This is a genomic window from Streptococcus sp. OMI750 (genome assembly GCF_047463895.1).
In the GTDB taxonomy this organism is placed as follows: Bacteria; Bacillota; Bacilli; order Lactobacillales; family Streptococcaceae; genus Streptococcus.
Genome location: NZ_JASHCZ010000002.1, coordinates 1 through 13921, shown reverse-complemented (window position 1 = coordinate 13921; position 13921 = coordinate 1). Strand labels below are relative to the sequence as shown.

The window sequence follows — 13921 nt, the reverse complement described above, 5'->3', positions numbered from 1 at the left end:
GTCACTAAATAGGGAATTGATTTATGGTATAATAAGAATAGTTTCTATACTGAATGAAAAGGGGAAGCGATGATGAATCAAAGAGATTGGGTTGAATATTTTGAAGTGATCAATGGTCGCAAACCAAGTATGCAAGAATTTCAAGAAGCGCGTGAAAAAGGGGAGTTTGTAGTCGAACCTAAGGATTTGTGCGCTCCGACAACAGTAACACCAGCTCCAACAACTGAAGCTCAGGCTGCTACTCAGGAAGCGTCTGTTGCCCCTAGTGCACCTCTTTCACAAGAGTCTACAGCTTTTGTCCCACCGCATCCTGTTCCAAGACCAAAAAGATCGACATTGTCTTTCAATAAACCAACAAAGTTCGGTCTTGCAGTCGTCGCTATTGTTACGGCAATTACTCTTGTTTGGATCTTTTTCTTTACAGGAGGACCAAGTCTAGATGGAATTTGGTCCAATATTTCAGATTCTGATGCGATTGTTTATGAGACAAATCGAAAAGGAATAATAAAAGATGGAAATATTAAAATTCAATCATTAACAAAAGGAGATAAAGCTGATAAGGAACTATCTCAATTTTTAGAAAAAGTGAATAAATCTGATCTGAAATCACTAAAAGATTTTGATCGTATTTTTAATTTAAAAACGAAAGAAGTTATTGTTGCTCACAGTGATAAAAATACCTATTATAATCTTATTCAAAAAGATGGAACAATGGTTTCATTTAGTAATGATAGATATAGATTAAGATCTCTATATTTTGAACCAAAAGAATTGAAAAAAGCCATGACCTACCGTAAAGTTGCTATGTCTCAAGCGTTTGTTGGGAAGTGGAATATGTATTATGAAAATAATTCCTATAACGATACAATTACAATTAATAAAAATGGCATTTTAACAACTAGAAAGAGAGATCCACAGGTATTCGCAGTTTATTCTCTTGAGGAGGCTGAAAAGGATGAAGCCCTTAAGAATGGAGAAAAATTTAGTGAAGAAAAATTTAAAGAAAAATTCTATGAAATTCAATCAAAATTAGAAGCTCAGGGATATCATGTGAATAATCCAAAAGATATTTACAAAAAAGTTGGGGATTATTTTTACTTTCTAGCAACAAATGGTGGAAAAACAATTATTGTTCTAACTAATCATTTTGAGTACAATGGAAAAATAGAAAAAACAAAATAATTTAAAGGACTGAGAGGTCCTTTTTTAGTCCAAATTTCATCGGTAAAAATGATTCAAGTCTAGGAAAAAATATGGTAAAATGGATAAGATATAGTGGAGAGGTTAGGACCTTTTCAAGCGATTAGAGGTATTGGAGTAGAAAATGCAAAATAGACCTATTATTATTGGTGTTACTGGTGGTTCTGGTGGTGGAAAGACCAGTGTATCCCGTGCCATTTTGGCAAATTTTCCAGATGAAAAGATTGCCATGATTGAGCATGATTCTTATTACAAGGACCAAAGTCATTTGACTTTTGAGGAGCGGATCAAGACCAACTATGACCATCCTTTTGCCTTTGATACGGACTTGATGATTGCGCAGATCAATGAACTCTTGGCAGGTCGTCCGGTGGATATCCCAACCTATGACTATGCAGAGCATACGCGCAGTAGTAAGACCTATCGCCAGGAACCTCAGGATGTCTTTATCGTGGAAGGAATCTTAGTCCTTGAAGACAAGCGCCTTCGAGACTTGATGGACATCAAGATTTTCGTTGATACGGATGATGATGTTCGGATCATTCGCCGAATCAAGCGCGATATGGAGGAGCGTGGACGGAGTCTCGATAGCGTTATTGAGCAGTACCTTGGAGTGGTGAAACCCATGTACCATCAGTTCATTGAGCCAACCAAGCGCTATGCGGACGTGATCATTCCTGAAGGAGTGACCAACACGGTAGCGATTGATTTGATCACAACCAAGATTGAAAAAATCCTCAACGAAGCGCGTGAGGGAAAATAGAAAAAGAGAGAAGAAGGGCAACTGGTCACCAAGTGTCTACGGATATGAGGAGTGACGGAATGTCTCAGTAGTTGATGAGACTCTTCATTCGCTAAAAGACTCAGAAGAGTTTTCAATCAACTTTGTGGGGTAGTATGGGAAATGTTTATTTAAACATTTGGTACCACTCCCTCTTTTTCCTAAGGAGAATGGAAATGAAAAGGGAGTTTCATTCGCGGACCAAGGCGTTCGCTTGTTTATTGACCATGTGTGCTGGTTTTTCAGATGCTTATACCTTTATTTGTCGGGGTGGGACCTTGGCGGCAGGCCAGACGGGAAATGTGGTCTTTCTATCGGTTGGTTTGATAGGCCAGCAGATCTCAGATGTAGAAGTGAAGTTAGCCACGATGCTGGCCTTTATGCTGGGGATCTTTTTAATGACGGTCTTGCGTCGCTTGATTGATAATTCAGTCTGGCGCTTGAGTACCCTAGTGCCCTATATCCTCACAACTTTGGTGACGGGATTTTTGCCAGCATCGGTAAAAAATGTCTTCATCGTGCCTTTTTTTGGCCTGAGTTTAGGAATCGTAGCGACCTCATTTGGAGAAGTAGGTAGCTATGCCTACAACCACTCTTTTATGACCGGAAATCTCAAGAAAACCATGGTGGCTTATGGAAATTTTGTCAGAGAAAAGGAGATGAAATTCCTCTGGGAAGCCATCTTTATGACCTGCTTGATCGGGAGTTTCGTCTGTGGGGCCATTTTTTCGACCTACTTGATCCAGTTTTATGGATTAAAGACGATTTGGCTGGTGGCCATCATCTTGACCATCTTTTTAATCTACCGGGCCATTCAATATTTTGAAGTCTTTCACTTCAATCGGCGGCATGAATAGATAAAAGTATCATAAATAACTTTCCTTAGGTGAGTGCGGACGTCAGCGAACTTCTTCGAAGAAGTTCCATGACTAATTATTGAGCCTAAGGTCTCAATAATTCCGTGTGCCTGAAGCAGTTAAGCTTCAGGCACTTTTCTCACAGCGGAAAGTTTAGTATATTCTTTATCAATTTAAATTAATGAGACCTCGATTTTATCTCTTTGCAGAATCGCTTAAGTTATTTTACTAAAAATTAGGGGTCTTCGGAATATATAGTGGAATTACTTTCTTAATAGTTTAAAAACAACTGGTGTTTAAATCGGATTTTCTGGTGGGATGTTAGGATAATCAATAGTATTATATAAAAGTATCAATCACATACGAGTGATACTTTGGGAAAAAAATAAAATAGTCCAATTTACTTGACCGTGTACTATGGTACATGGTTTATAATATTCAGGGGATGAAATAAGATGATTTATCGCATTAGTGAGTTTGCAGATAAATGTGGAGTTAATAAAGAAACGATCAGATATTACGAGCGAAAAAATTTATTACAAGAACCTCACCGAACGGAAGCTGGTTATCGGATATATTCATATGATGACGTTAAGCGTGTTGGGTTTATTAAACGAATACAGGAACTTGGTTTCTCTTTAAGCGAGATTTATAAATTACTTGGTGTTGTAGATAAAGATGAAGTTCGTTGTCAAGATATGTTTGAATTTGTTTCTAAAAAACAAAAGGAAGTGCAAAAACAAATAGAGGATTTAAAACGAATTGAAACTATGTTAGACGACTTAAAACAACGATGTCCAGATGAAAAGCAATTACATTCGTGTCCAATAATAGAAACATTAACATGAGAGATTAATTAACGAAAGGAGCTTTTTTATGAATAAATTTAAGGTAAACATTTCAGGAATGACTTGTACGGGTTGTGAAAAACACGTAGAATCAGCACTTGAAAAGATAGGTGCTAAAAATATTGAGTCTAGTTATCGTCGTGGTGAAGCAGTATTTGAACTGCCCGATGATATTGAGGTTGAAAGTGCAATAAAGGCGATTGATGAAGCAAATTACCAAGCCGGAGAAATTGAAGAAGTATCATCACTAGAAAACGTGGCGTTAATTAATGAAGAAAATTATGACCTTCTTATTATTGGTTCTGGTGCTGCTGCCTTTTCTTCGGCAATTAAAGCTATAGAATACGGTGCAAAAGTTGGAATGATTGAGCGTGGAACGGTTGGGGGAACCTGTGTGAATATTGGCTGTGTTCCGTCAAAAACTCTTCTTAGGGCAGGGGAAATCAATCATTTATCAAAAGACAATCCGTTTATAGGTTTACAAACATCCGCTGGAGAAGTGGATTTAGCTAGTTTAATCACGCAAAAGGATAAATTGGTGAACGAACTTCGGAATCAAAAATATATGGATTTAATTGATGAATATAATTTTGATTTAATTAAAGGTGAAGCAAAATTCGTTGATGCTAGTACGGTTGAGGTCAATGGGGCAAAGTTATCTGCAAAACGCTTTTTAATTGCAACAGGTGCATCGCCTTCGTTGCCCCAAATTTCAGGACTTGAAAAAATGGACTATTTAACTAGTACAACACTTCTTGAGTTAAAGAAAATACCAAAACGATTAACTGTAATTGGTTCAGGATACATTGGAATGGAGCTTGGACAACTATTTCATCATTTAGGTTCAGAAATAACGCTTATGCAAAGAAGTGAGCGACTTTTAAAGGAGTATGATCCTGAGATTTCAGAGTCAGTTGAAAAAGCGTTAATTGAACAGGGTATAAACCTTGTCAAAGGGGCAACTTTTGAGCGTGTTGAACAAAATGGAGAGATAAAAAGGGTTTACGTAACAGTAAATGGCAGTAGAGAAGTCATTGAATCAGATCAGTTACTTGTTGCCACTGGAAGAAAACCAAATACGGATTCTTTAAATTTAAGTGCAGCAGGTGTTGAAACTGGAAAAAATAATGAAATCCTGATCAATGATTTTGGTCAAACAAGTAATGAAAAGATTTATGCAGCAGGAGATGTGACTTTAGGACCACAATTTGTATATGTAGCAGCCTATGAAGGTGGAATTATTACTGATAATGCTATTGGTGGATTAAACAAAAAAATAGATTTATCGGTAGTTCCTGCTGTTACGTTTACGAATCCGACGGTTGCAACGGTTGGTTTAACAGAAGAACAAGCAAAAGAGAAAGGGTATGATGTGAAGACATCTGTATTACCTTTAGATGCTGTTCCAAGAGCAATTGTAAACCGTGAAACAACCGGTGTATTTAAACTAGTAGCAGATGCAGAAACACTAAAAGTATTAGGGGTTCATAATGTATCTGAAAATGCAGGAGATGTCATCTATGCAGCATCATTGGCTGTTAAATTTGGCTTAACGATAGAAGATTTAACAGAAACCCTAGCACCATATTTAACAATGGCTGAAGGGCTAAAATTAGTTGCACTTACGTTCGATAAAGATATTTCGAAATTATCTTGTTGTGCAGGCTAAGGGAACTTTTTTACAACTCCCTATTCAAGTGAACCAGCTAATGCTTTAAGGGATTTTCTAAGTGAATTTGTGGTCACAAAAATAATTTAACACTGATGATTTCGACATTACAGACAACTTAGGTGTCGATTTTTCCACACTTATTAAGAATTTGGAGAAGGGTGATTTATAAGCCCTTTTCCACCATAAAATCCGAATACCCAAAATTAGTTTATCTATATTCCAGAGGCTGGGGCAAAAGTCATAGCCTCTTAATTGTTTTTGGATTGTCGAGCAAGACGCAGTGGTTGAGTGGGCTCTACTACGCTGGTTTCATCAGCTTTTACAGCCCTACTCAACTGTGCGGAGGTGGGACGACGAAATCGAATTCTAACGAATGACCGATTTCTGTCCCACTCTCTTTTCTTTCGCTGCTTGAAGCTTAATTTTTGGGCAAAGATTTGGTATAATGGAAGGTATGAAACAATCGGAAAAAGAATCACAATACCAACTTTTACTGGCACAGTTAGACGCTCTCTTAACGGGTGAAAGCAATGCCTTGGCTAATCTGTCCAATGCCAGTGCTCTCTTAAATCAAGCCCTGCCTCGTTCTGTCTTTGCGGGTTTTTATTTGTATGACCAGTCAGAATTGATCTTGGGACCCTTTCAGGGTGGTGTCTCTTGTGTCCACATCGCACTTGGAAAGGGTGTCTGTGGAGAAGCGGCCCAGAAGCAAGAAACCATGATTGTCGATGATGTCCGCCAACATGCCAACTATATTTCCTGTGATAGCCGGGCTATGAGTGAAATTGTGGTGCCTATGGTCAAGGACGGTCAACTCCTTGGGGTTTTAGACCTGGACTCAGAATGCGTCTCTGACTACGATCAGCTGGATCAAGAGTATTTGGAAGAGTTTGTCACCATCTTGATCGAAAAGACAAATTGGGACTTTAAGATGTTTGGAGTTAAGAACTAATGTATCAAGCTTTATATCGGAAATACCGTAGCCAGACCTTTGGTCAATTAGTCGGCCAGCAAGTGGTGGCACGGACATTGAGGCAGGCAGTGGAGCAGGACAAGATCAGCCATGCCTATCTCTTTTCTGGACCTCGTGGAACTGGGAAAACGAGTGTGGCCAAGATCTTTGCTAAGGCTATGAACTGTCCTAATCAAGTCAATGGGGAGCCGTGTAACGACTGCTATATCTGTGAATCCATTACCAATGGGAGTCTAGAAGATGTTATCGAGATCGATGCAGCCTCTAACAATGGGGTCGATGAAATTCGCGATATTCGCGACAAGTCGACCTATGCTCCAAGTCTAGCCAAGCACAAAGTCTATATTATCGATGAGGTCCATATGCTCTCAACAGGGGCCTTTAATGCCTTGTTGAAGACGCTGGAAGAGCCAACGGAAAACGTGGTCTTTATCCTCGCTACGACAGAGTTGCACAAAATTCCTGCAACTATTTTGTCACGGGTACAACGCTTTGAATTCAAATCCATCAAACTGCCAGATATCGTTCACCATTTGGAAAGCATCCTAGCTACAGAAGGGATTGCCTATGAAGCAGATGCTGTGCAGATCATCGCTCGACGCGCTGAAGGTGGGATGCGGGATGCCTTGTCGATTTTGGACCAAGCCCTGAGTCTGACTGCGGGTAGTGAGTTGACGACCGCGATTGCTGAAGAGATCACGGGCTCCATCAGTCTAGCTGCGCTCGATCAGTACGTGGCTGCCATCCTGGCTCATGATGCGACAGCTGCGCTGGATCAACTTGCGATTATCTTTGATAATGGCAAGAATATGGCTCGTTTTGTCGCGGACTTACTTCAATACCTGAGAGATCTCTTGATTGTCCAAACAGGTGGAGAAAATACCCATGCTAGTGATTTGTTTGCGGCCAACCTTGCAGCCGATCAAGCTCGTCTCTTTGCTCTGATTGATCAGGCGACGACTAGTCTAGCGGACATCAAAAATAGTCTGCAACCGCGCATCTATACTGAAATGATGACCATTAAATTGGCTGAAAGAACGGGTCAAGTTTCTAAGTCAGTTGCTGTGGAGGTTCCTTCTAATGTGCTAGCTCAGCTGGAAGACTTGAAGAAGGAAATTGCTCAACTCAAGCAACAGTTAGCGCAATCAGGTAGCAGTCTTTCTGCTTCAAAACCAGCAGTAACTCGTTCAACTAAGTCGAACAAGAGCTATCGGGCAGATCGCAATAAGGTCAACGCCATTTTACAAGAGGCGGTCGAAAACCCAGAGTTGGCACGGACCAACTTGATCCGTCTTCAGAATGCATGGGGGGAAATTATCGAGAGCTTGGCAGGTGCGGATAAGGCCCTCTTAATCGGATCCCAGCCAGTCGCTGCCAATGAAAATCACGCGATTTTAGCTTTTGAGTCTGCCTTTAATGCTGAACAGACCATGAAGCGGGACAACCTCAATACCATGTTTGGGAATATCCTCAGCAATGCTGCAGGCTTTTCTCCAGAGATTTTAGCGGTTTCTCTAGAGGAATGGACTCAAATCCGGGCAGAGTTTTCTGCCAAGACACGTGGGCAAAAAGCGGAAGTGGTGGAAGAAGAGGATAGCCTCATTCCTGAGGAATTTACCTTCCTATCTGATAAAATCACCCTTCAAGACGATTAATACATGAATTTTTTACTGATTCATGGTAAAATGATGATATGAATACAAAACAATTTGTGATGCTAGCAGTCTTTACTGCTATGGAGACTTATTTTTTCAATGAAGCGACCATGGAGGGGCAGATGTTCTTTGCATTCTTTTGGGCCCTCTTGATCTTGCGCAATCTCCAGACGGCCTATATGGTGGAGAAGATTGCTAGTGCCATTGAAAAAGAAATCAGAAAGAAAAGAAAATAAAACCTTTGAAAAGAAATTCTTTTTCAAAGGTTTTTTTCTATGGCGATAGATAAAGTGACTCTAAACGACTGAACAGCTTTCCTAGATTTTTCTAGGAAATTTTTTCTATTTCATAAACATTTCACATTTCTCCTCTATAATGAAAGCAACAAATGATGAAAGCGTCCACAATGCATCGCTGTGGACCTTGAAATGGAGGGTAAGATCATGCTCTTACAACAGGCAATCGCCTATATTTCTCGAAAAAGAACGAGGAATCTGGTCCTCTTTCTGATTCTCTTCTTGATCCTCTCTTGCTTGTATTTCTGTTTTTCACTGATGCAAGTGGGAGGAAGACTGGAGGACCACATCAAGCAGTCGGCTGGGACCAGCTTTGCCCTGACCAGTAAGCAGGGGAATGCTCCCTTTGCTCTGAAGGAGGCTAAAAAAGTGCAGCAACTAGCTGGGGTAGGATCCATGGTCCCACAATATGAAAGTCCCGTTCGCATTCTTGGGAAAGAAGCGGTAACGGGGCAGCAGTCGGTAGAGCGGGATGATCTGGGGCAGGAAGCCAAGCAAGCACTAGGCGCTGTCTTCACCCAGAAGACAGACCAGCACCTGGATTTCCGCAGTGGTAGTTTCCAACTGGTGCAAGGCAAGCACTTATCCGACAAGGCTCGCGGCCAGATCTTGATCCACCAAGAGTTGGCTAAGAAGAACAAGCTAAAGGTCGGAGATTCCTTGACCTTATCCAGCTTTCAGATGGGAGAGACTCCTGCCAAAGAGCAAACCTTTAAAATCGTAGGGATCTTTTCAGGTAAGAAACAGGAAAAATTCACAGGGATGACCTCAGATCTGAGTGAGAACCAAGTCTACCTCCCTTATGAGGATGCGACTAAGCTCCTAGGTCTCAGTCGGCAAGAAGTGACCCAGGTCACCTTTGGCGTCAAAGATCCTGAGAAAATCGATGCCCTCTTGAAGCAAGTCAAAAGCTTGGATCTGGATTGGCAATCTCTGCGCGTGGTCGAAGATCGCAAGGCCTTTGACCAGATGAAGGAATCCTCTCAGACCTTAGAAGGCCTGGTACGGATCATGATGATCGTCCTCCTAGTGACGGGAGCCGGTGCCCTATCGCTCTTACTCAGTCTCTGGACACGGGAGCGGATCCATGAAATCGGGGTGCTCTTATCCATTGGGAAGAGCAAGGGCCGGATCTTTAGACAGTTCCTCTTGGAGGTGGTGCTGGTATCCTTACTAGCGGTGATCCCAGCCTTTCTCATCGGGCGGCTGGTCAGCCATCGTTTCTTAGAGCAGTTTGTCGGACAGACAGGTCAACAGCAGACCCTAGACTTGCTCAACCAAATCCCTCAAGGCCTTTCCTTAGGAATCGCCTATGCTAGCCTCTTGTGCTTGATCCTTCTGTCGCTCGGTGTAACGACCAGCATGATCTGGCGCAAGAGTCCAAAAGAAATATTAACAAAAATGAGTTAAGGAGAAATGACACCTATGTTAGAACTCAAACATGTATCCTATAGCTACCAAAGCTACCAAGAAGAGATCTTCTCAGACGTGAACTATCAGTTCAAAAATGGGACATTTTACAGCATTATCGGTCAGTCTGGAGCAGGGAAATCGACCCTCCTCTCCCTCTTGGCTGGTCTAGACAATCCCAAGAAGGGGCAGGTTCTCTTTGATGGGGAGGACATCCAGACCAAAGGGTCTAGCTACCACCGCAAGCACCATGTTTCCTTGGTTTTTCAGAATTACAATCTGATTGATTATTTGACGCCACTTGAAAATGTCCGCCTGGTCAACAAACAAGCTGGGAAAGACATTCTCTTGGAATTGGGATTGGATGAAACGCAAATCAAACGCAATGTCCTTCAACTATCCGGAGGGCAGCAACAGCGGGTGGCCATTGCGCGTGCGCTCGTTTCAGAAGCACCTGTCATCTTGGCAGATGAGCCGACAGGAAACCTTGATGAACAGACAGCAGGTGATATCATTGCCATTTTGAAGAAATTGGCCAAGGAGCGCCAAAAATGTGTCATCGTCGTCACCCACAGTAAGGAAGTGGCAGAGGCCTCCGATGTGGTCTTGGAATTGAGTCGTCGTAGCCTCGTTGAGAAGAGCAAGTAAGGAGGGAATCTTATGTTGCGAAATGCTTTTGCTTATATCACACGTAAATGGCCCAAGTCTCTCTTGCTCTTTGCCATTATTCTCCTCATGGGGACCTTGAGCTTGATCGGACTCTCCATGAAGGGTGCGACCCAAAAAGCTTCATCGGAAAGCCTGGGATCCATCACCAATAGCTTCTCCATGCAGATCAACCGCAGGACTAATCCAGGAACCCCTCGGGGAGCTGGGAATCTCAGAGGAGAAGATATCGAAAAAATCAGCCAGGTAGAGGGGATCACTTCCTCCATCAAGCGGATCAATGCCATCGCAGATATCCTAGACCACGAGATCATTGAGACCGAAGAAACCTTACAAAATCAATCTCCAGAGCGGGCTAAACACTTCAAGAATACCTTGATGGTGACAGGGGTCAATGACTCTTCAAAAGAAGATAAGTTTGTCTCTGGAGCCTACAAGCTGGTCCAAGGGGAGCACCTGACGGATAAAGACAAAAACCAAATCCTCATGCACGAAGATTTGGCGAAAAAGAATGGCCTCAAGGTAGGCGATAAGGTGCGCCTCAAGTCCAACCTCTATGATGCTGACAATGAAAAAGGGGCCAATGAAACCGTCGAAGTGACCATTAAAGGCTTGTTCTCAGGAAAAAACCAAGCTCCTCTAACTTACGCCCAAGAGTTATATGAAGATACCCTCATTTCTGACTTGGATACAGCTGCCAAACTCTATGGCAATACTGTCCAAACAGCTACCTATGAGGATGCGACCTTCTTTGCCAAAGGGGATCAGGACCTGGATGCCTTGATCGAAAAAATCAAAGCCTTGGATATTCCATGGAATTACTTCGACTTGGTTAAGAGCTCTTCCAACTACCCAGCCTTGCAAAAATCCATCAGCAGTATGTTCCAAGTGGCGGACTACTTGTTTATCGGCAGCCTCATCTTTGCTAGCTTGCTTCTCACTCTTCTCCTTGTCTTGTGGCTCAATGCCCGTCGCAGAGAAGTGGGTATCTTGCTGGCCCTAGGGCTTTCTAAAGTGCAGATTGCAGGACAATTTGTGGCAGAGTTGGTCATGATTTCCATTCCAGCCTTCCTCCTCTCCTATGGAGTCGCAGGTCTTCTTGCCAAAGCAGTGGGAGATACGGTGCTCAAAAACGTCACCAGTGGCATTGCCAAACAAATGGCTCAAGAATCCTCTGCAGCCAACCTTGGTGGAGGAGCTGAGGCGGAAAGCTTCAGTAAGACCCTGACAGATCTCCATATGGACATCCAACCGAGCCAATTGCTGGTGATTGTTTTGGTCGGTGGGCTTCTCTTGATTTTGGTATCCATCCTTTCTTCACAATGGCTCTTGCATAAGAAACCAAAGGAACTTTTGGTGGATGTCGAATAAGAGATTGTTTCCTAAAATAGAAATAGGGTATAATAGGAGGTAGAAGTTTCTTAGATAAAAAGGAAAGTGTATGAAGATACTAATCGTAGAAGATGAAGTCCTGATTCGAGAAGGGATGAGCGACTATCTCATGGAATGTGGCTATGAAGTCTTTGAAGCAGGCGATGGGCAGGAGGCCCTGGACCTCTTTCACATAGAAGCGCCGGATCTAGTCTTGCTGGATATCCAGCTTCCCATCCTCAATGGCTTGGAAGTGCTCAAGACTATTCGGAAGACCAGCTCAGTCCCTGTCCTCATGCTAACGGCCTTCCATGATGAGGACTATAAGTTGACAGCCTTTGGAGAGTTGGCAGATGGCTACCTGGAAAAACCCTTCTCCTTGTCCCTCTTGAAGGTCCGTATCGAAGCTATTTTTAAAAAGCTTCAACCTTCCCGGGTCTTCACCTATGGAGAGGCACGGGTGGATTTTGAGAGCTACACAGCCAGCATAGCAGGCCAAGCCATTTCCATGAATGCCAAGGAGTTGGAAATCTTGGAATACCTGCTCCAGCATGAAGGCAAGGCCCGGACTCGCTCTCAGATCCTCGATGCTGTCTGGAAGGAGACGGAGGAGATTCCTTTTGACCGGGTGATCGATGTCTATATCAAGGAACTACGAAAAAAACTGGAGCTGGACTGTATCGTTACGGTACGCAATGTCGGCTATAAATTGGAGAGACCATGACCAAACGGAGTATCTTTGCAAAAATCTTTCTGATCACCTTTGCCCTTTTTAGTAGCTTAGTCATCCTTCTCCATGCTTCGGTTTACTTTATTTTTCCATCGACCTATATCGAGTCCCAGCGCCAGACGATTTTGAAGAAATCGCAAGCCCTGGCTAAGAGTTTCCAGGGGCAGGAAGAAAGGACCATTGAGTCGGTCATCGACCTTTATTCCAAGACTAATGATATCAAGGTCTCGATCAAGGGCAAGGAAAAACAAAATGCCCTAGAGGTCAAGGATGACCTGCTCCTGAACCCTGATAGCCAGAATAATTCGCTGGTCATTGAAGAGCGAAAGATTCAGACCCAGGAAGGGAAAGACTTGACCTTGCAATTCTTAGCGACTGTCGATTCGCAAAAGGAAGCGCGGGACATCAGTCTGGGCTTTCTTCCCTATAGTCTTCTTGCTTCCTTTGTTCTGTCGTTAATTGCCTCCTATCTCTATGCCCGCATGATTTCTGCTCCGATCCTTGAAATCAAGCAGATGACCAAGCGGATGAAACGGCTGGATCGGACAGCTAGTCTTCCCATTCATTCGCAGGATGAGATTGGCGTTCTCAAGCAACAGATCAACGACCTCTATCACCATCTTTTAGAGGTGATCGACAATCTAGAGCAGCAGAAACAGGAAAATCTGAAGTTGGAGCAGATGAAGGTGGAATTCCTACGGGGAGCTTCGCATGAGCTCAAGACGCCTCTGGCCAGCTTGAAGATTATCCTTGAAAATATGCGGGATAAGATCGGCCGCTACAAGGATCGGGACCGCTATCTGTCGGTCTCCCTCGATATCGTCGATGAGATGAACCAGATTGTCCTAGAAATCCTATCCCTGTCCTCTGTCCAAGAACTGGCCGGAGACAAGGAGTGGATCCAGCTGGATCAAGTCTTAGAGCAGATCCTCGACCAGTACAAGGTCTTGGCTCAATCCCGCGCTCTCACGATTGACAATCAAATCCCTGACAAAGCAGTTTATATGGACCCAGCGATTCTGAAATTGGTCCTCTCAAATGTCATCAGTAATGCTGTTAAGCATTCGGATGTTGGTGGAGAGATCCAGCTCCGTCTCGAAGAAGAAGGGACGCACTTGGCGGTTGAAAATACCAGTCAAGAAATGGTAGAGACCGCTGAGATGCCAATGACCGCTAGCCGCCAGAAGAAGGAAGGTGGCTTGGGGCTCTTTGTGGTCCAACACTTGCTGGACCATGAAGAACTGGCCTACCAATTTGATAAAACGGCTATGGGCTTACGCTTCCGTATGGAACTTCCCAAAGATCCACAATAATAAAAAAAAGCGAACAAGGATTTGTATTGACCCCAAAAAGTTAGACAATTAATTTATCCAAAGGATTTAGTTCTGTATTGCACAGGACTGAGTCCTTTTAGTTTTACCTTAATTCGTTTGTTGTTGTAATAATCAATATAGTCTACAAT

General features: G+C 42.9%; 14 protein-coding genes. 13 read left to right on the top strand and 1 reads right to left on the bottom strand.

Annotated features, from left to right (window positions below; all coding sequences use genetic code 11):
• Positions 1–72 precede the first annotated feature (72 nt).
• The 13 genes from QM830_RS04660 to QM830_RS04600 all read left to right on the top strand — a co-directional run bounded on the left by QM830_RS04660 (position 73) and on the right by QM830_RS04600 (position 13772).
• A complete protein-coding gene (locus tag QM830_RS04660) occupies positions 73–1182 on the top strand; it encodes a hypothetical protein (RefSeq protein WP_349977185.1) in 1110 nt (369 codons plus the stop codon).
• A gap of 142 nt (positions 1183–1324) precedes the next feature.
• Complete coding sequence (gene udk / locus QM830_RS04655; protein ID WP_009731303.1) at positions 1325–1963, top strand: uridine kinase; 639 nt, start codon at positions 1325–1327, stop codon at positions 1961–1963.
• A 194-nt stretch (positions 1964–2157) separates the two neighbouring features.
• The gene (locus QM830_RS04650) at positions 2158–2838 is read left to right on the top strand and encodes a YoaK family protein (protein ID WP_009731302.1); all 681 of its coding nucleotides are present in this window, start codon (positions 2158–2160) and stop codon (positions 2836–2838) included.
• A gap of 455 nt (positions 2839–3293) precedes the next feature.
• Positions 3294–3686: an Hg(II)-responsive transcriptional regulator gene (gene merR / locus QM830_RS04645; RefSeq protein WP_001863748.1), complete on the top strand. Its 393-nt coding sequence runs from the start codon at positions 3294–3296 to the stop codon at positions 3684–3686.
• Between the two features lie 28 nt (positions 3687–3714).
• A complete protein-coding gene (gene merA / locus QM830_RS04640) occupies positions 3715–5355 on the top strand; it encodes a mercury(II) reductase (protein ID WP_349977184.1) in 1641 nt (546 codons plus the stop codon).
• A gap of 457 nt (positions 5356–5812) precedes the next feature.
• Entirely contained in the window at positions 5813–6310 is a 498-nt protein-coding gene (locus tag QM830_RS04635) for a GAF domain-containing protein (RefSeq protein WP_349977183.1), read from the top strand.
• Entirely contained in the window at positions 6310–7986 is a 1677-nt protein-coding gene (gene dnaX / locus QM830_RS04630) for a DNA polymerase III subunit gamma/tau (RefSeq protein WP_349977182.1), read from the top strand. The genes QM830_RS04635 and dnaX overlap by 1 nt, the downstream gene beginning before the upstream one ends.
• A gap of 38 nt (positions 7987–8024) precedes the next feature.
• Positions 8025–8222, top strand: a complete 198-nt coding sequence (locus QM830_RS04625) for a DUF3272 family protein (protein ID WP_315376220.1) — start codon at positions 8025–8027, stop codon at positions 8220–8222.
• A 207-nt stretch (positions 8223–8429) separates the two neighbouring features.
• A complete protein-coding gene (locus tag QM830_RS04620; protein ID WP_414325788.1) occupies positions 8430–9692 on the top strand; it encodes an ABC transporter permease in 1263 nt (420 codons plus the stop codon).
• A gap of 6 nt (positions 9693–9698) precedes the next feature.
• The gene (locus QM830_RS04615; RefSeq protein WP_080674687.1) at positions 9699–10340 is read left to right on the top strand and encodes an ABC transporter ATP-binding protein; all 642 of its coding nucleotides are present in this window, start codon (positions 9699–9701) and stop codon (positions 10338–10340) included.
• Between the two features lie 12 nt (positions 10341–10352).
• Positions 10353–11729, top strand: coding sequence for an ABC transporter permease (locus QM830_RS04610; protein ID WP_049518729.1), 1377 nt, complete (start codon positions 10353–10355; stop codon positions 11727–11729).
• A 70-nt stretch (positions 11730–11799) separates the two neighbouring features.
• Complete coding sequence (locus QM830_RS04605) at positions 11800–12453, top strand: response regulator transcription factor (protein WP_414325787.1); 654 nt, start codon at positions 11800–11802, stop codon at positions 12451–12453.
• On the top strand, positions 12450–13772 hold the full coding sequence (locus QM830_RS04600; protein ID WP_414325786.1) for an ATP-binding protein: 1323 nt from the start codon (positions 12450–12452) through the stop codon (positions 13770–13772). The genes QM830_RS04605 and QM830_RS04600 overlap by 4 nt, the downstream gene beginning before the upstream one ends.
• 53 nt (positions 13773–13825) lie before the next feature.
• On the opposite strand, the gene QM830_RS04595 is transcribed toward QM830_RS04600, so the two are convergent.
• On the bottom strand, positions 13826–13921 hold a 96-nt coding region (locus QM830_RS04595), incomplete at its 5' end, for an IS3 family transposase (RefSeq protein WP_133162783.1).